This window comes from Streptomyces sp. NPDC006012, assembly GCF_042871185.1.
Lineage (GTDB): Bacteria > Actinomycetota > Actinomycetes > Streptomycetales > Streptomycetaceae > Streptomyces.
In genome coordinates this window covers 424,921-443,951 of sequence record NZ_JBIAIE010000004.1, presented here as the reverse complement: position 1 = coordinate 443,951, position 19,031 = coordinate 424,921, and the positions used below count along the sequence as shown (strand labels likewise).

The following is a 19,031-nucleotide window of genomic DNA, read 5'->3' as shown; positions in this document are numbered from 1 at the left end:
CCGCTCGAACCTGACGCATGGCCAGAGGCCATGCCGTCCATCCGCACGGGCGCTAACGCCCAGGGCCCTGTGGACGGTCATGTCGGTGGCCGTACCAACGGCAATACCGGCGGCCATGTCAATGGGCTTGTAAACGGGCATGTAAACGGAAATGCCGGGGGTGCCGGCCAGTACGCCGGAGGTTTGCACGACGGCACCCTCGGGCGCAACCAGAACGCCCAGGGCGGCGACGAGGACTTCGACACGGAGATGCCCGGCGGCGGCAGCGCGGGAGCGAGGCAGATCCCCACCACCTCAGCCACCCCCACCGCCGCGGATGCCATTCCGACGTCGTCGGCTCCCGCCCCCGCGCCGCACACCACCGGGACCCGCGAGACGCCGGGGACGGACTACTACTTCAGCGACTTCCGGACGCTGGTGGAACAGCAGGCCGATCTCGACCACCGCTTCGGCGCGGCCATGGAACCGAAGCGGATCAAGGACGGCGAACTGTTCCGCAACAGCCGGACAGTGAAGACAGCCCGCCGGGCGGTGCCCGCGGTCAAGGCGTCGGCCGCCGAGCCCGCCGCACCGTCCGCACCACCGGCCACGCAGTCGACCGAGCGGCAGGCGCCGCCCCCGCCCGCACCCCCGACCACGACCGACGGAACCCCCTCCGGAGGGACCTCCACCGACGGGACCTCCACCGGCGGGACCTCCACCAGTGGAACCGCCCCAGACGGAACCTCCCCCGGCACCCCCCGTTCCGCCCGCACCCCCTCCCGCGCCCCCGGCGGCGGATCCCGGCCCCCCGCGCCGCCGCTCAGCCGCGCGGGGCGCACCCCGCTGACCACCGTCCCGGAGGACGCCCCCGCGCCTCCTCCACCACCGCGCGTGTCGGGCCCGGCGACCGGCCGCCCCGACGGCACCCGGCTGCCCGCCTGGGTGGGCCAGGACCTCGACCGGCGGCGACCGCCGCGCATCGACCGGGACCTGCCGCCCGCTCCCGTGGACGGCGGCGGACCGGTGCGGTTCACCGACGGTTCCCGGCTGCCCGCCTACATGGGCGGCATCGACTCCCTGCTGCCCGGCCTGCCCGCCGACGTCCGGGCCCGCTCCTACACGCTCGGTCAGAGCGATCCCGAGCTGCGCGGGCGCGACCAGGTCGCGGCGGAGATCGTCGGCGGGCTCCGGGGGCGGTTGGTTCCCGCCGCCTCCAAGAACCGGCGGCGCACCCCGCAGCGGAGTCTCCAGGACGACGTGCTGTGGGCGCTGGAACGCAATCCGCGCGGTTTCTCCGGCGACGGCAAGCGGTTCACCTACCGCACCGTCGACGGCCGTACCCGGGTGGTCACGGTCAGGGCCCGCCCGTACGGGAACTGGTCCCGGTTCACCTTCGGTTACGCCAATCCGGTCAAGTTGGACACCATGCAGCGGTACGTCAGCGCCACCGGCCGGGCCGCCGTGAACAGTACGTCCACCTCGCTGGTGCCCACCGTGCCGCTGGGGCCCGCCAAGGAGAAGTTCCACGTCTGGGGGCGGTTCCACTTCCGCAAGTCCTGGGGCAAGCGGGCCCAGTACAACATGCAGAACCAGGTGCTCAACCAGGCCGAGACCCGTACCACCGACGGGTCGCACTCTCACCTGGGGGACGTCTGGTACGAGGCCACGGTCACCGATCGCCGGGGCCGTCCCGTCGACGACACGGGCAAGGCCGTCGGGCCGGGCCGCGGGCGCGCGGCCGGTTTCGGCTTCGCCGTCCGGGACGGCGTGGCCATCCGGCTCGCCGACAGCCTCACCCACGACACCCGGCTCCCCGAGTCGCTGCCCGAGCGAATGGACCTGGGCGGCCGTCCCTCCTTCCGCCTGGTCGGCACCGAGGCCTTCGGCCCGCTGGCGCACGTCCGTGACTGGACGCTGCGACAGGCCGGGGTCAAGTCCGACAGCGTCGCCGGTTCGCAGCTGAGCGACTTCTTCTCCACGGACGGCTTCCACCGGATGAGCCGCACCCTGAACGCCGGGCAGACCACCACACCGCCCCTCTTCCGTGACTCGGCAGGTCAGTCGCCGCTCGGCGTCTTCTCCGTGGAGGTCCGCTCCGGCGACGCGATCCGGATCAGCGAGACCAGGGCCGCCGAGCTGCGCGACATCATGCAGGCGACGGTCCGCAACGAGCGGGTGGTGGGCCGGTCCTCGAACCTCGACATCGGCGGCGCGGTCGGCCCCGCCTTCCACCTCTTCGGCCTGAGCCAGGGCAGGTTCGACCTCAGGGTGCTGCTCGGCCTGAACACCCGTTACGGGAGTTCCCGCAGCCGTACCTCCACGACCGGCGGCACCGGCGCCGTCAAGACCGCGGGGCAGGCCAAGGGCGACCCCACCGGGGTGTACGTCGTCCAGAAGACGATCACCGTCACCGCGCCGCCCGACACCAAGGCCCCACTGCCCGACCAGCGCGGTGACGGGCGGGGGCGGCGGGGCAAGCTGCGCAAGAACCCGCCGCAGACCTGGAGCCTGCCGCCGCGCAGCCGGACCTTCCAGACCTGGGCCGTGGAGCGGATGACCGCCACAGAGGCCCGCCGGCTGGCCGGCCTCGGCGGTCCGCCGCGCGCCGCCGAGCCCGCCGCGCCGCCGTATCTGACCGAGGACGACCCGACGACGCTGGGCATGGCCCGCCCGGAGGAGTTCACCTTCGCCGACGGCGCCGTCACCCGGCTCTACGGCGGCCGTGAGCGCACCTTCGCCGAACACGCCGCGGAGCGGATGCTGGACGAGGTCGCCCGGGTCCACCCGGACCTGGTCGCCCCGCTCGCCGAACTCAACCCGCGCAACCCGCGCTGGCGCGACGCCGACCACTTCCAGATCGTGCTCTCCAACTCCCTGGAGGTGCTCAACACGCTGACCCACCACAGCATGGCGGGCAACCTCGAAGCCATGAGGACCACCGGCCTGCGGATCGCGCTGGTCGACTCCGGCCGGATCAGCCGGGGGCTGCGGTACGTGTGGATCGACGGCAAGCTGACCGGGCGGCGGTTCGAGGGAACGCAGCAGGATCTGCGGCTGCGGTTCAGCGCGCCCGGCAGCGAGAACCTGGGCGGGCAGCAGGGCGGCGGACGCGGTCTGCACTTCGGCGCCGAGGGCCTGGTCTCGGTGCGCGACTCCGACACCGACACCATCGGCATGCCGATGCACGCGGGCACGGCGTCGCTCGGCGGACGGTACGGCGTCCGGCAGGACTCCGACAGCTCGTACGGGCCGAGCGTCACGCACGAGGCCATGTCCATCGGCACCAAGGGCTCGCACCTCTACAGCTACCAGCTCACCCTGACCGCCCGGCGGGGCGGCTTCTGGCGGTTCCGCAGCCTGTTGCGCGGCACCCTCTTCCTGAACGTGCTGGGTACCCAGCCCTTCGTCTTCGCCGAGCAGGAAAGCCCCCTCATCGGGCCGGGCTCGCCCGGCCGGACACCGGTGGTCGGCCGGGTGCTGATGAGCATTCCGGTGGAGCACACCCCCAGCAGGCCCGTCACCCCCCGTACCCCGAGCGCCCGCTACGCCCGGCCGCTGCGCATGCCGCCCCGGGATGCCCGTGATCTGGCGCTGGCCACCCCCGCCCTGTTCCGGCAGGCCGCGGGCCGCCCGGTCCCGGCGTACCAGAAGCACCCCTTCCTCACCCTGGCCGTCACCTCCCACCCCGGGCTCGTCAAAGCCGCCCAGGAGACGCTGGAGGAGGCGTCCGGCAACTCGTGGCTCCTGGCGCAGGAGGGCGCCCCCTCGCACGACGCGGTGATGCGGGCCTTCCAGAGCCAGTACCTGACCGCCAACTTCGACCAGAGCTCCAGCCCGCTGGCCTGGCGGGTGGCCGGGCTGTGGGACAAGGCGCCGTACCTGAACCGTTCCTCGGTCGTCGCGCACCGCACCCGGATCGTGCCCGGCACCATCACCGCGCTCACCGGTGCCGTCCCGGTGAACACCGAGACCACGATCGGCGGGGTCGGCGCGGTCGCCGGCCGCAACTCCCGCACCAGCTCCCTGTTCTTCGGCGGCCAGCTCGGTTATCTCCACGCCCAGGACGCCGGGCCCGGCCTGTCCGGCACCTACGGTGTGGCCATCAGCCCGTACCGGCTCGACCGCTCCCGTGTGTCCGTCGTCCTGCGCAACGCCGTCGCCGAGATCAACCGCAAGGACTTCAACCGTCAGGTCCTGGTGACGGGTGACGTCCAGCACGAGATCGCGGCGGCCTCCTCCACGATCGGTCAGCGGATGTCCGGCCGGCGTCACATGTGGCGCCGGCTGGCCGGGACCGCGGGGCGCCGGGTGCTGATCGACAACGGCTGGACGGCGCACGTCCCGGAGCGGAGCGCCTACCGACTGGGCCTGCTCACCGACCGCTGGAGCACGGGCCGTGACGGCGGCGTACCTCTCTACACCCGCCGTTCCTGGTCGCCGCAGCCCTGGCTGCTGGACAACCCGTTCGGCAGTTTCCCGGTGAACTCCCTGCACACCGCGTCCGTGCTGGCCGACTTCGACGGCAAGCTGCGCCCGCTCGGGCTGTCCAAGGCGGACCGGGACACCGTCATGCGGCTGGTGTCGGAGCGGGTGGTGCGGGCGCTCGGCAAGGAGATGGTCGGTACCGGTTCCTCGGTGACGGCGGGCGTCGGCCGCTGGGGCTCGCAGACCGCGCAGTTCTGGATCGGCTCCCGGCGGGCCAGGGCGCGTGCGGAACTGATCCCGGTCCGGGTGCCCCGCACCGAGGCCGGCGGCCCGGGGTTCGGGGGCCTCGGCCACAGCGTCGACCTGGAGGAGCACCGGCAGGCGGCGCAGACCGTCCAGGAGGGCCGTGACCGGGCCTCGGGCGCCAGCATCGGGACGGTCGTCACCGAGGGCGTGCACACCGGCAACGAGACGGTACGGGCGGCGGGTCCCACCTACTCGGAGATCGGCTCCACCCAGCAGAACGTGACCCAGTACCAGGCCGAGGGCGGGGTGCGGATCGCCACGGCGACGACCACCCAGGCACACGGCGAGTACGTCACCCGCTACCGGCTCCGCCTCAGCCTGGAGATCACGGACACGGGGGTCCCCGACCGCACCAGGGACACCCGCAACACGGCGACGACCGGCAACAACACGGCGAGGACCGGCAGCACGGCGAGGACCGGCAACAGCGCCGCGACGACCGCCGGTAATTCCGCAACGATCGCCGCTGCCGCCACCTCCGGCAACACGGCCGCCACGGGGGACGGCATCAGCAAGCGTGCCGGACGGTGGGTGCGGAAGGCCACCGGCCGGCGCCGGTTGTCCATCGTCTCCGAAGGCGACGTGGGCGACCTGATCGAGCACTACCCGCTCAGCCTGATGCGCCCCGATCCGCCGGCCCCGGCCGACGGCGAGGCCCAGGCGGCCGACCCGCTCGCCCCGCCGGTCCTGGCCCCGCCCGGCACCCCCCGCAAGGTGGCCGTGCCGCGCACCCTGGGCGAGGGCGGCTGGCACGACGTGCGGCATCCGCGCGACGGCAGCACGAAGCCGTTCACCCTGCCCGCGAACGGGTTCAAGGTCCGCCGGATCGTCGGCCTCGACCAACTGCACACCGCCAACACGCTGGCGCTGGCCGGCGCGTACGACGCCGCCATCGACGTACCGCGAACCGGCCGCCCGAGCGCCGCTCTGATGGCGAAGGCGCTGGACACCCCGCTGACCCGAGCCGGCACCGGCTCCGCGCAGAACCTGGAGGACGGCACCGGCAACGGGGCGCTGACCTCGTTCTACGACGACACGCTGAATCCCGGCGGATACCAGGTGCCGGGCCTGACCGACCGGGGCTTCTTCGGCGGCGCGGACGGCGACCTGACGCTGTACAGCAAGCCCGACTTCCACGGGGCCCAACTGCTGACCGTCACCGACGGGATGAAGCACGAGGCGGCCACCCGGCACCTGCAGGCCGGCGGCATGTCCGCGGCCCGCGTCGGTACCACCGAGTCCGCGTTGGGCGGCGGCCCGCTCACGTCCACCCAGGACACCGGCTACAACCAGATGGGAGCCTCCGGCCCCGGCGACTCGTCCACCGACTCCGACGCGTTCACCGCGAGCGGTGACCGGCTGTCCTCGGTGAACGTCAAGCCGAACACCACGCGTTCGTTCCTCTTCGCCGTCCCCACCACGTGGCTGACCGTGGCCGCGGTCCACCACCATGTGAAGGACAGCGGGGCGGTACGGCTGCTGCGCAGCCCGTTCGGCGGCACCCGACGGGCGCCGCAGGCGGTGGAGACACAGACGGCCGTCCTGGCCTGGGTGCGCGAGGACGTCGCCCGCGACCTCGGCCTCATCGACGACACCCGCTTCCCGCCGAAGGTCTCCAGGGCGTGGGACGCGGTCACCAAGGCGGACAAGGAGTGGACGGCCGCCGACAAGAGGTACTGGGACCTGCGCCGCGGCGAGGGACCGCGGCTGGAGGCGGCGCTGGAACAGGCGCAGCGGAACCTGGCCGCGGTCACCACCCGCAATCCCGAGAACCTGCCGCAGATCGTCAACGCGCGCGCGGTCCTGCTCCACCTCCACGACGAGGTACGGTCCGCCGACCCCGCCCACGACGGCTGGGCCGAACTCCAGGCCCAGCAGCTGGAACGGGCCGAGAGCCGGCTGTCGGACCTGCGGCGGGCGGCCGCCGCCGAGGTGACCGCAGCCCAGGCCGCCCGGGACGCCGCGCAGAACCACCTGGACGTTCTCACCGGGCGACTGGAGACCGCGCGCACCACAGCGGAGGAGTTGGCCGACGAGTACGTCCGGGTGCGCGAGGGCGCCGACCGGCTGACCCGCTGGCACCAGCTCAACGCCACCGTGGACGGCCGCATGCGGCTCGGCACCACCGCCGAACCGGCCGAGGTCGTCTTCACCCCGCCACCCGCGAACAGCGAGACCAAGGCACCGGCCCCCAAAAAGGGCCGGACGAAGAAGGGGGAGAAGCAGGCCGACGGCAGGAAGAGGGCCGACGGGCGGAACGCCGAAGGGAAGCAGCGGGCCGACGGGAGGACGAGGCCCTACGGGAAGAACGACAGGGGGAGGAGGGCCGACGGGAAGCGGGACGGGACCGGGAACGGCGCCGCCACCGCCGGTCAGGGGGTCCGCCCGGCGTACGCCCGCCCGCCCTGGGAGCCGGACCCGGCGGGGCCCCTCGTACGCTTCGACGCAGCCACCGACCACCGCACTCTGACCGCCACCACCCCTGACGGCCGGACCCAGGTGTACGACCTGCACCGGCCGGACGTGGACGGCAACGGCTTCTTCGCCGCCGTCGCCCACTCCCTCGGCGGACGCCCCGTGAACCACATACGGCTGGCCGAACGGGTCGCCCACAGCCCGGATCTGCCCGCCGACGCGGCCCTCGACCCGGACGCGGTGTTCCACATGCGGGAGTTGCAGACCAGAATCCCGTTCCGCACCCTGCGCGACCCCGGTCTGCGCGCGGCCGTCGAGGCCGCCGGGGGGCGCCTGACCCCCGCCGTACGCGAGCAGCTCAGCCCGTTCCAGCGGCACAGCCTGGTCAAGCTCCATGTGCAGCGGGCCCGTCACTGGGACGCGGCCACGGCCGTGCTGGCCGCGTCGGTGACCGCGCGCACCCTGGGCGCGAACCTGACGGTGGTCGAGGAGGACGGCAGCGCACGGCGGTTCTCCGGCGCCGGGCCGTACACCACCGAACCGCTCCGCGAGGCCACCGTGTACCGCCAGGGCGGCTCCTACCTGTCCGTCCTGCCCCGCTCGCTTCCCGCACCACCTGCACCGGCCGCGCCAGCCGCACCCCTCGCGGCACCCGTGGCACCCGCACCCCCCGCGCCGACGACTCCGCCGCCGCCCCCGCCGTTGGTGACGTCGTCGGAGCGGATGACCGGGGCACCGGCGGCGACGGCCTCGACAACACCGGAGACGACCGGGACACCGGCCATGACCGTGGCCTCGGCGAAGACGGCGTCGACCGACCCGTTCGCCGAGGGCGGCCGTACCGACGGCCGCGGGCGTTCCTTCGACCTCCCGGAGAACGACGGACGGGACAACCGGGGCCGGGAAACGGACCCGCCCGCGCCCACCGTCCCGGTCGTGCATCTGGACGAGGCCCAACGCCGCTGGATCGCCCAGCAGGTGACGGACGGTGACCTCCCGGCCGACCGTTCGGGTCTCGGCATCGCCGATCCCGTGGGCCTCTACCACGCCGACGGGCCCGTCGACCGGCTCCGGAAGCTGATGCTCGGCACCGACGACTGGCCCCAGGAACTGCATGCCGTCGCCGCCCGCGCGAGCACACGGCTCTGGGACACGGCGTACACGGACTTCACGAACAGCGTGCTCGACGCCGACCCGGACACCTCCCGGCGGGACATCCGGCGGACCTGGAGCAGGGCCGTCCGGCTGATCACGAAAGCGGACCCGGACTCCGCTCCCGCCGACCCCCGGTACGCCGGGGACCGGTACCGGGGTGCCGTACGCCAGGTCGCCGACCTGCTGGTGGCGAGCGACGGGTCATGGAAGGCGGCCGGGGAACTCGCCGGGCGGCTCCGCGAGGATCTCGGTCCCCGGCCCCAGGAGCGGGGCGACATCGCCGGCCCGGCCGATGTCCCGCCGACCGCCAAGGAGCCCGCCCCGGTCCGTGACGCCGGACGCGCGCCGGTCCCGGCCACCACGAAGTCCCCGCTGCGGAGTTCCCCGCCGGCCGGAGACGTGCCCACTCCCGAAGCGGCGAGCGCACAGCACCCGGCTGCCGCGCTCGCGGTGACCGCCGCCGTGCCGATCCGGATTCCGTTCCGGCCGTACGTCGAATTCACCGAGAAGGACAAGAAACTCGACGAGGCCGCGTTGCGGGAGATCGACCTGCACGCGAAGCGGATCGTGGCCACCGGGCTGCGCGATCTGAGTGCCGGACTCGGTGTTCCCCCGGTCACCGTCACCGGCCATGGCAACGGCCCCCGGTTCGCCATCGGTTCCGGAGCCGCCCGGCAGGCTGAGCGGACCGGCCGGCTCCGGGCGCAGGCCGTGGCCGACGCGCTGCGCGCCGCGATCGGCCGCGAACTGGCTGCGTCGGCCGCGGTGCGCCGGGGCAGGGACGTCGGGGTCGACGACTTCACGATCGAGGTGCGCAGCGGGGGCCGTACCGCTCCGGAGAGCGGGAGCGGCACCGCTGCCGACACGGGCGGGCGGGGCGGCGCACGGCGCCGGGCGGTCATCGACGTCGAGTGGTCCTCCCGGTCACGAGTGCTCGACAGGCTGGAGCGGTTGTTCCCGCGGCTCGACGTCATCGACCCGCAGCCCCCTGCCCAGAGCCTCGACGACGTCGCTGACCTGCTGATGCCCCGTCCGACGTCGGGCCCCGGCTCCGGGCAGCACCCCGTGCGTCCGAGCCCGCTGGGGACCCCCGGCCCAGGGACCAGGTCTGGCACCGGCGCGGTGCCGGACCGGCTGCGCCCCCTGTACGACCTGGTGTCCGACGCGATGGACGAGCGGCTGGACACCGGCGCCGCCGCGCTGACCGCTTTCCATCTGAGACGGCAGGGTCTGTTCTCCGGCGCCACCCTGTTGACCGGGGCGGACGGGTCCGTCGAAGGCCGTCAGTGGACGAACCGGTCGGGCGGGGAGATCGACGCCTCGGCATACCACGTGGTGCAGTTGCAGAACTTCAGCAGCACTGCCCGCCCGGTTCCGTGGACGTCGGGTCCGGGCAAGACGCGGTCGTTCGTGGTGGCCACCGCGGGCGGTGACCACAAGGCGGTCGAGCTGGCGTTGCCGGACGGCAGGCAGTGGGCGGTCTCGGAGGAGGTGTTCGCCGAGCTGCTCGCCATGGATCCGGCTCTGGCGGGTGTGGACCCGGCCGTTCCGGTGGTGCTGGTGTCGCCGAAGGCGGGCGACATGGGGCTGGATCTGCCTCGCCGGTCCTCGTTCCGTACCGGGCGGAATGTGTGGGCGCACACGGGAACGGCGATGCTCGGCCATGACCCGCAGACTTCCCGCCGACGTATCAATGTGCTGGACGACCGGGACAGCGAAGCGCCGTTGGGCACATGGCTGCGCAGCGAGCCGGACGACTGGGCCGACGAAGAGTCCGCTACGTCGCCCCATCTCCGGACGGTTGACGGGGCCTCGGTGCACGCCGACGAGATCGAGAGCGTGGCCCTGCCGCTCGACTGGCGTCCGGCCGGCCGGATGGTGATGGGCGCCGCCGATCGGCGGACGCGCGAATGGGGTGCCGCGGAACTGCTGACGGCCACCGAGTGGTACGCCATCGATCCGGTCACCGAGAAGCCGGTCGGCGGCCCGTACCCCGTGCCGTGGCGGGGCCAGGCGTACATCGCGTGGATGCACGGCAGGCCGGGCCTGAGCGACGTGACGGACACGGATTCCCGCAGCAGGGAGCTGCCGGGTCCGTCGACCGCGCGCTTCCTCAGCCGGCGGCCCAGTCTGCGCAAGCTTCCCCGGCATGTTCCGATCGTCCACCTCTCGTGCTGGTCGGGGGCTCTGCCCAGTGGTGAGGTCGTCGGCTACGACAGCCCCACGCCCTTCGTCGCCGACCGCCTCGCGGCACTGTCCGTGATCGGCGACCTGGCCAACGAGCACGAGCGCAGGGTCTACGGCCCGAAGCGGTCACACGTCCTCTGGCCGAAAGGCTCGCGGGCCGCGTACGGGATAGACACGACGGTTCAGGGGACATCGGCGGGCTGGGAGGAGGCGCGACCGGAGCCGAAGGGGAAAGACCTGGACGAGGTCGCTCGCCTCGCGGGTCTGGACGAGCCGGGGCTCGACGCGGGGGAACGGCGTCAGGCCGCGCTGCGGCTGGTGCGCGCCGGGCGCGAGATCTTCGGGGCCTCGGTGGAGGACGATCGCGCCGCGTACCGGGAGGTGCTGAGGGGCCTGGGCGCCGTGGAGGTCATGCGGCGGCAGGACCTGGACTACGCCGGCGGCGGTGTGTTCACGCTCGACCTGCTGGAGCGGGTGGTGTGGGCGCGTACGGGGCAGTCGTCGGCGGCCGGTCCGGTTTCGCCCCGGCCGCTGGATCCGGGTGAGGTACGGGCCACGCTGCGGGCGGCGCGTCGTGCTCTGGACGCCGATGGCCAGGCCGGGTTGTCCAAGTTCGTCGCGCTGCCCGCGGTGGACCGGGCGCGCGAGGTGTTGCCGGCGTCGGGCGATCCGGACGAGCGGGCCCGTCAGGTGCTGGGTATCGCGGCGGGCGAGCGCGTCACGCCGGCTGATCGCCGGGCGTTGCTGTGGGCGGTGATCAGGGCGGTCGAGGCGGTGGACGGGCATCCGGACGCGGCTGCGCTCACGCGGCGGGTGCTGCATCTGCCGGCGGGGGCGGATCCGCGTGATCCGGCGTACCGGGACGCGTTGCTGTGGACCGCGGTCGGGGCGGCGGCGATCGGCCGTGACGTCCACAGTCCGACGGCGCTCGCCGCCTTCGATCTGCAGCGGCAGGGCGCGTTGGACGACAGCACCCGGGTCGTCTCGACGGGTGATGTGGTCGTGGGGCGGAACTGGTCGCCGCGCGCGGTCCCCGGCCGGCTGGAGACCGGGCGGTACACGGTGGTCGATCCGACCGGTCGCCGTCAGGCGTCGGAGCATCCGACGCCGTGGACCGAGGGGCCGAGCCGGGGCGAGCCCTATGTGGTGGTCCTTGGTCCGGGCGCGGAGCCGGACACGGTCGCCATGCCGTGGCCCGACGGTACGACCCGGTCGGTCCCCTATGAGGAGATCGCCGAGCTGATCCGCCATGATCCGGTGATGCGGCGGCGGACGTCGGTCAGCAAGGTCCGTGTCGTTCCCGTGGGTCTGGGAACTGCCGACCGGAAACTCCGTGATCTCCTCACGAGCCGGGACTTCGCCGGCCGGGTGACCATCGAGGCCCGGCGCCCGCTGGAACTCCGGGACGACCCGGCCCAGGGGATCACCAGCCTTGAGCTGGCCTCGCCGTCGTCCGACCGGTACACGGACTGGGGTTCCAGCAGCCCCAAGGCGCTCGCGCTGCCGCCCACGAACCCGGCCGACACCTCAAGCGCCACCGCGCCGACCGCGGGGGATCCGCCCGCGGTCCCCGGGATACGGTCTGCCGTTCCCGCGATACGGTCTGCCGTTCCCGCGATACGGTCCGCCGTCCCCGTGCCGAGTGCCGTCACCGCGGCCCCGTGGGCGCAGCAGCCGTCCGCCACCGGCCCGGCGGACCCCGAGCTGACCTTGCGGCAGGTGACGGACAGAGACGACTGGTTGCCCCGGGCCCTGGCGGAGGCACTGAGGATCTACGCGCTCGGCCGTCTGCACCGCCCGGGTCTGGGCGCCCTGCTTGCGCGGCCGGACGCCGGCGAGGCGTTCCACCGCTGGGTCGAGTCCCGGCTCGCCCAGCCCGGCGCGGGACGCTACGCCCCGCACCTCGCCTCCGACACCTGGGCCGGCCCGGGCCGCAGGCTGACCACCGCCGAACTGGACGCCCTGCGGGTGCCGGTGACGGGGGAGCAGCGCGGCTACGCCGGGCTCGCCGGAGGGCTGTCGCCCGGGGAGGTCACCCTCTCTCTCGCCCAGCGCTACCGGCTGCTGCGGCAGTGGGACGACAGCCGGGTCACCGTCACGGAGACGGGCGCCGCCCTGGCCGCGTCCGACCTCGGCCTCCGCATCGCGATCACCGGACCGGGAGGTGTCGTACGGCACTTCGCCCCGTCCGGGCCGCCGGACCAGCGCCGGCCCGACCACGATCCCTGTGCCCTTCTCCCACCGTCAGGACGCCCCCGTGCAGCCGCAGCACCATCCGCAGCGCCCGTCGCAGCCACAGCGTCAGCCCGTGACCACACCGCATCACATCGGCTACCCCAGCGGAGCCGATGACACCGATACCGGCACCACACCGGCCCTGACCGGCCACACGGCCCGGGCCACCCTGGCTGCCCGGGCCGCCTGGACCGCGTGGCCCCTCCGGGACGCCCGGCCCGAGCCGCCGAAGCTGCCGGAGCCGCCCAAACCGCCGGAGCCGCCCGAGGACGTCGTCAGAGCCGCTCGGCTTGTGCCGGACCGCTGGATCAGCGCGATCGATCCGGGCTGGCAGGGCGAGGGCGTGCCGCCCGGCTTCGCCGTGGTCGGCCGGTGGCGTTGCGGACCCGGCGGGGAGATCGAGGAGTGGGAGGACAACGACGCCTACCGTCCCTCCCCGGAAGTCCTCGGCTGGCCCGAGCCCACGGACCCGGTGGACGCCGCGCTCCAACGCGCCGTCACCGGTTACGGCCCGCCCGAGGACGTGGCCGAGGCCCTGACAACCGCCGAACTCGCGGTGCTGACCCGGCCCGACGGGACGCCGGTGACCGCCACGGCCTCGGACGGCACCCCCGTGGTCCCCGTCTTCAGCTCCCCCGCGCTTCTCGCCGTCGTGGGAGGCTTCGCCTACACCCACCGGACGATGGCCGACCTGCTGCCCCAACTACCGCCAGGACACCGGCTGTACGTCAATCCGCCCAGCCCCGCGGGTGCGGTCCTGGAGACGGAACCACTGGCGGAGACGATCGCGCGCGGCGCCGGGGAAAGGGGGGCTGCCGAGGGAGCCGGAGACGAGGATCCCCGGAAGTGACCCAGCGCCGCCCGCCCGGCCCTTCGAGCCGTGCCGTGCCGTTCTCGCCCGACGTCACTCGCCCAGTCTTCCTCCCCCGGTTTTCCGTCGGTCTTCGGTCTTCCTCTGGTCCCGCCGCCCGGTGGCCCGATGCTCCCGGTTCTCCCCGCCGCCGCGCTCGCACTCGATAGGGTCCGGCGGGTAGGACGTACGGCGGTATTCGACATCCGCGAGGAGCCATGATCGCAACGGGGGGTCCGGGATCGAGGATTTCCTGCGCACTCGCCTCCGTGCTGGCGGCGATGCTCGCCGTCGGGGTCTCGCTCACGGTGCTGGCCAAGCGTGAAGCCCCTCCCGCGGGGGCGCAGCAGCCCTACGTCGAGGAGATCCAGCTGGCACGCAAGGAACTCTTCCAGGGCCAGCTCGTCTACACGGACGCACGGAGCCTGGAACTCGTGGCCGGTGCGGAGCCGAGCCCGTTCCAGGTCCAGGTCCTCGGCAGTTGGCGCAGCGCCGGGCCGGGTGAAGCGGAGTCCCCCGTGAGCGCGGGTGGGCAGATCGGCGTGAAACTGCACTGTTCGGGTGCCGGGGTGCGGTGCGAAGCGCTGTCGTCGGAGCGGCAGAACGTCCTGTCCAAGAGCGACAGCGCGACCTGGATGTGGGACGTGGGCGCGGCGCGCGCGGGGAAGGTCAGCATCGCGCTGACGGTGACCGCCTACCTGGGCGACAGCGACACCGTGCTGATCGAGAAGCCGCCCGTCACCGCGCGGGTCGAGGTGGCACCGCCGCCCGGCGACACCGGTTGGACCTCGCGGGCCAAGGACGCCTGGCACTGGGTGACCGGCACGGCCACCAGTCTCGGCGGCCTCGCCATGTCAGTGAGTGCCATCACCGCCCTGGTCGTCATGGTGGTCCGCCGCAGGGCGCCGGCCGCCGATACGGACACCGATACGGACACCGAGGACCGCACGCGCGACGCGGTCCGCGACGAACCACGCGGCTGAAGCTTCCCGCGGCGGGCGCGGGCGGGACCGCCGTTCTCGTCGTCGGCGGAACGGCTCCGCCACCGGCTTTCCGGGCGGCCGGTCAGCCCGCCGCCCACGCCTCCACCGCGGTCGTCACCGGCGCCCTCGTACGCGCCGACTCCTCGACCGCCAGTGCCAGCAGATGGTCCTGGCAGCCCTCGGCCAGCGGATACGGCTCGGGGCCTGCGCCCCGCGTCCACGCGCCCGTACGGTACAGCCGGTCCACTACGGCGAGATGCCGACACGTCTGCTGGGGACCGCGCGGCCGAACCACTCCGGCGAGGCCGACATCGGCAGAGCTATGAGACGTGAACTCAGTTCGTCCTCTCGCCGAGGGCGGCGCGGAGCCAGTCCAGGGAGCCCGTCTCCAGTACTGCGTCGGCGAGCGCCTGCCCGCTCTTGGTGATGATCCGTCCCCGGCTGTTGTCGATCCACCGCTGAGCGTTGGCATAGCCCTGGTCGCGGTACTCAATTCCCTGGATCATGCACTCAAGTTTGTCCGCGTCCCGTGCACACTGTGCTTCCGCGGTCTCCTTGGCCTCGTACTCGGCCACCAGTTCCTTGACCGCGTCGGCGAGAACCGCGGGCATGCCGGAGACCTGTTCGGCGGTGACAGCCTCGGGTGCGGCCTGTTCGGCGCCGTACTTCTTGCCGAGGTGATTGACATCGCCGGTGCGGGTTTCCTGGCTGTCGTGCCAGACGGCGAGGAACGTGGCACGTGCCGGGTCGGCTCCTTCGAGTTTCGCGATGACCGTGGCGATCACGGCGGTACGCCACGAGTGGTCGGCGACCGACTCCGGGTCCTTGATGCCGGCCATCCACCACCCACTGCGCTTGGTCTGCTTCAAGGTTCCCGCCTCGTAGAGAAAGCGGGCCACCGCGGTCAGGTCGGTCAGGTCCTCGGACACCGTCGGGCTCCTCTCACGCCTCAGCTAGGCGGATCGCGTACCGGATACTTGCCAACTCCCGTCGCCCTCGCTTCGAGAGTTCCCCGCTGTCCAAACTGCTCCACGACCTGCACGAGCGCGCTGCCGTAGGACCGCCGCGCGCGGCGAAGCCTCCCAGGGCACCGAGGAGTTCCCGGGTGTTCGTGCTTTGGAGGTCTGTCAGCGGGTTGTGCGGATCATCACCGTGAGGACCGGCGAGGCCGGTGAGGGCTGGCTTCGGCCGATGTCCTCGTACCCCCACGACTCGTAGAGGGCGTGAACCCTCCCGTGCCCAGCGGCAGGGTTGACCATGAGTGTGACGTACGGTTCGTCGCGCGCGGCCAGAAGGGCGTCGTGGATACGTCGGGCGGTGCCGGTTTTTCGCCATGCCAGTCGAACGCCGCCCTCTTTCAAGGCCATGGCTGGAAACTCGGTGTGTTTCTCTGGTGGAGGCGGGCTCATGCGCTGCCAGTAGCGATCGTCGCATTCGATGGTGTTGCCGTAGGCGAAGCCGACTGGGAAATCGCCTGCGTAGGCGAGGGTGGCCACGAATCCCGGTTCCGTGCCGTGCCGGTCGAGGCGTTCACAGAAGGCGGTGACCGCGTGGTTCGGCAGGTGTAGCAGCGGAGTGCGGACGTCGGCCTACACGTCGACGAGATCATCGCGTACGGCGTTGAGAGCAGTGAACGTGCGCAGGTCGATGGCAGGAGCCGATGTCATGTGGTGGTCCTCCGACTGGCTGTGTGGTCGGCCCAGGTCTGGACGCTGGGACTGCTCGGTGCGGTGGCGCGCAGCGCGTCCCCGAACTGTTGCAGCGTCTGTGTCACCCGGGCGTGGGCAGCGATCTCGGCGGGGATTTTCATCGCCGTGGCGACAGCTGAGTCCACTTCGCCCTGCCCGAGTTGGGCGACGGCGAGCCGGGCTGTGTTGATCGCGCGGTCCCGCAACATCAGGGGGCGGAGCAGGGTCAGACTCCGATGAGCGTGTGTTTCGGCCTGTGCGAAGTTCCCGAGACGAAGGTGCGCGGCGAGAGCAAGCGTCTCAAACTCTGCTCCGTCGCGGACCGCGGTCATCCACACTGGCCGAACGGCGTCCCGGTCGGCGCGGCCGAGGGCGTCCTGAGCGCGGCCGAGAGCGTGCTGCGCAGCTGGGGCGTCACCGACGAGGCCATAGGTTGCGGCCTGGCGGGCATGCCCCAGACAGGCAAACAAAGGATCTCGGCGCGCGATGTGCAGCCCGCGCGCGACATCGTTCGACGCGAGGGCGTCCGCGGGGCGTCCCATGTGCCGGTACATGCTCCCCGCATGACTCCAGATGCGGAACTTGATCGCCTGATCGCCGGACATCTCAGCGAGCGCCTGAGCCACGCGCATGTGCCTTTGCGCATCGTCGTACCGGCGGCCGTCGATCGCCGCCCACATTGCTGAGGACCGGAATGATGCCGCGCACGCGTACAGGTTGCTCCGTACGCGCTGGCTGGCGCCGCCGGCGTTCTGGAGGTTCAGCGCCTCGTCGGCGAGCGCGGCGGCCCGTTGCTCGATGCCGAGTTTCCCGCCGTGCCGGACATCACTGACGATGACCTCGGAGAACCTGCGTTGCAGGCGCTCGACGTCGCTCATACCGATACGGCGGGGTGCAGCAGTGCCGGGGACCGCTGCCGCAACAGCGGCGGCGGTCATGCCACCGACCAGGGTTCGGCGGTTCACGTCGGGATCCTCCTGCGGTGGGGATGGCGTGGCCGGAGTCCGGCCACGGGGCACGAACCCCAAGGCGGTCGCAGGCAGGCCGGTGACATCTTCAAGTGCCTTGCGGGTCGCTGATTTCGGCCATCGGACCCGGCCCGCTTTCCAGGCCCGGACCGATGAGCCGTCGTGGCCGCCGAATCGTCCGGTCAGCCGCTCTTGGGCCTTGTTGACCGCTTCGGCTAAGCCGTTGGAGCTGTACCCGTGTTCTTTCATCCACGCTTCAAGAACCGTGTTGCGTGCGGCGTTCATGTACGCACCGTAGCTTCGTGAACGCATTTCGTCAGGAGAGCAGGGTCAAATCCACCTAGGGCGGTCTGCCGGTCGTACTCCTCATCGTCCTAACCAGGAGGCGGCAGACGCGGGTTGTCTGGTTGTTGGCCGCTTGGCCCCCGTGCCGGGATTTGGTGAGAACCCAACCTGCTCCCGCACGGCGAGTGCCGTGGACGGCCGTCAAAACTCCCAGACGCAAGGCGTGATGATGTCCAGAGCAGACACGCAGATGACTGAACCGGGAACGCAAAGCGGCGTACGCACCGCATCGGCTCGTGCTGACGACCAAGGCATAGTCGGAGAAGCCGAAGGCCATGCCACGCCCGGCACCGTGCGGTGGTTGGCCATCGAGCGCCTGGTGGTCTCGCACTGGACGGTGCCCATGCGCGAGCCGGGGCTTCTGGGCGACGACCAGGCGGTGTCTCAGCTCGTCCTGCACGGCGGCCCTCGCACGGCGGCCGGCATTTCGAAGCCGGAGCCCATGTCCCGCGAGTCGGCGGTCATCGACCTGGAGCGTGCACACCGGACGTGGAGCGAGGTCTTGCTCCTGACGCGTGACCTGCCGGAGAAGGTGCCGCCGCGGGACCGGCTGGATCCGCTGGTCGAGGAGTTGCGGGTGTACGTCGAAGACCTGATCCGGTACGTCATGGAAGCCCTCACGGATGAAGAGGACTCCTACGACCGGCGAACGACGCAGTGGCTCCTCGACCGCGTCCGGAAGGTGCTTGCGGCCGAACCGGCGCCCACCGATCGGGAAGCCGCTGAACGCGCCGAAGACCTGGCACTGTCCTGCCGGGCACTCGCCGGGATCCACGAGCGGCAGCACCGTCACGGTGCGGGAGGCTCCCATGCTTGACCCTTTCCCGGAGCACGACGGTGAGCCGAGCCGCCGCGTCCTGGTGGCCGAAGACGGCTCCCCGGTGGTGTCCGTCTGCCTGCCTCGTGAAGCCGCGTCGGTACCGGCGGCCCGCCGACTGGTCCGCCGGACCCTGGCCGATTGGGACTTACCGGATCTGGTGGACGCGGCCGAGCTGATCGTTTCAGAACTGGCCTCGAACGCCGTCCGGCACGCGCGGCACGGCGTGTTCAGGCTGACGATTCGGCATCGGGGGCCCGGGACCGTACGGGTGGAGGTGATCGACAAGTGCCAGAGCCCGCCGGTACGGAAGACCGCAGGCGCCGAGGACGACAACGGCCGGGGACTGGCGCTCGTCGAAGCGCTGTCGGAACGGTGGGGAACGGAGCCTCTCGCGTGGGGCAAACGGGTCTGGGCGGATGTGGCTCCGGACGATGCCCCCTCCGACGCCGCCGCGGCAGCCGGCCTGCATCCGTTCGCCACCACGACCGTCCAGATCATCTACGTGCTCACTGTGGTGGCACTCGTCGCCTGGCTCGGCGTGCTGATCGCCGACGGACCGCGGTGAGCCGTGCATGGACACTCGGCCGGCACTTGCGCTCTGACAGGGTCCCCTGCCGCCAGTACCAGGGCCCTCATCACCGCTCCCCCTGCTCATGACACACCGTTACCGGG

Annotated in this window: 8 protein-coding genes and 1 pseudogene; 5 read left to right on the top strand and 4 right to left on the bottom strand. The window is 72.3% G+C overall.

Going from position 1 to position 19,031, the window contains the following annotated elements:
* The first annotated feature begins 183 nt into the window (after nucleotides 1-183).
* From ACFYPJ_RS11340 to ACFYPJ_RS11330, 3 genes are all read left to right on the top strand, one after another.
* A complete protein-coding gene (locus tag ACFYPJ_RS11340) occupies nucleotides 184-12,822 on the top strand; it encodes a lonely Cys domain-containing protein (protein ID WP_389013933.1) in 12,639 nt (4,212 codons plus the stop codon).
* Nucleotides 12,779-13,555, top strand: a complete 777-nt coding sequence (locus ACFYPJ_RS11335) for a type VII secretion system-associated protein (RefSeq protein WP_389013930.1) — start codon at nucleotides 12,779-12,781, stop codon at nucleotides 13,553-13,555. Before ACFYPJ_RS11340 ends, ACFYPJ_RS11335 begins: the two co-directional genes overlap by 44 nt.
* Before the next feature lie 218 nt (nucleotides 13,556-13,773).
* Nucleotides 13,774-14,538 carry a hypothetical protein gene (locus ACFYPJ_RS11330; RefSeq protein ID WP_389013928.1) on the top strand — a complete coding sequence of 255 codons (765 nt, stop codon included), beginning with the start codon at nucleotides 13,774-13,776 and terminating at the stop codon, nucleotides 14,536-14,538.
* 82 nt (nucleotides 14,539-14,620) lie between these two features.
* On the opposite strand, the gene ACFYPJ_RS11325 is transcribed toward ACFYPJ_RS11330, so the two are convergent.
* The 4 genes and pseudogenes from ACFYPJ_RS11325 to ACFYPJ_RS11310 all read right to left on the bottom strand — a co-directional run bounded on the left by ACFYPJ_RS11325 (nucleotide 14,621) and on the right by ACFYPJ_RS11310 (nucleotide 17,479).
* Complete coding sequence (locus ACFYPJ_RS11325) at nucleotides 14,621-14,785, bottom strand: hypothetical protein (RefSeq protein WP_389013925.1); 165 nt, start codon at nucleotides 14,783-14,785, stop codon at nucleotides 14,621-14,623.
* 88 nt (nucleotides 14,786-14,873) lie between these two features.
* A complete protein-coding gene (locus ACFYPJ_RS11320; RefSeq protein WP_389013924.1) occupies nucleotides 14,874-15,467 on the bottom strand; it encodes an HD family hydrolase in 594 nt (197 codons plus the stop codon).
* A gap of 198 nt (nucleotides 15,468-15,665) precedes the next feature.
* Nucleotides 15,666-16,205 (bottom strand): annotated as a pseudogene (locus ACFYPJ_RS11315) (GNAT family N-acetyltransferase).
* Nucleotides 16,202-17,479, bottom strand: a complete 1,278-nt coding sequence (locus ACFYPJ_RS11310; RefSeq protein ID WP_389013921.1) for an XRE family transcriptional regulator — start codon at nucleotides 17,477-17,479, stop codon at nucleotides 16,202-16,204. The pseudogene ACFYPJ_RS11315 and the gene ACFYPJ_RS11310 overlap by 4 nt, the downstream one beginning before the upstream one ends.
* Nucleotides 17,480-17,669: 190 nt before the next feature.
* On the opposite strand from ACFYPJ_RS11310, the gene ACFYPJ_RS11305 reads away from it, so the two are divergent.
* Both ACFYPJ_RS11305 and ACFYPJ_RS11300 read left to right on the top strand, forming a co-directional pair.
* Nucleotides 17,670-18,356 (top strand): DUF6415 family natural product biosynthesis protein, encoded by a 687-nt coding sequence (locus tag ACFYPJ_RS11305; protein ID WP_389013918.1) that lies wholly within the window; start codon nucleotides 17,670-17,672, stop codon nucleotides 18,354-18,356.
* Nucleotides 18,349-18,924 (top strand): ATP-binding protein, encoded by a 576-nt coding sequence (locus ACFYPJ_RS11300; protein WP_389013915.1) that lies wholly within the window; start codon nucleotides 18,349-18,351, stop codon nucleotides 18,922-18,924. The genes ACFYPJ_RS11305 and ACFYPJ_RS11300 overlap by 8 nt, the downstream gene beginning before the upstream one ends.
* The last annotated feature ends 107 nt before the right edge of the window (nucleotides 18,925-19,031 follow it).

Excerpts from the sequence above, each read along its gene's own strand:
- ACFYPJ_RS11330 (WP_389013928.1), top strand. The coding sequence starts at position 13,774 with ATGATCGCAACGGGGGGTCCGGGATCGAGGATTTCCTGCGCACTCGCC.
- ACFYPJ_RS11310 (WP_389013921.1), bottom strand. The coding sequence starts at position 17,479 with ATGAACGCCGCACGCAACACGGTTCTTGAAGCGTGGATGAAAGAACAC.
- ACFYPJ_RS11300 (WP_389013915.1), top strand. The coding sequence starts at position 18,349 with ATGCTTGACCCTTTCCCGGAGCACGACGGTGAGCCGAGCCGCCGCGTC.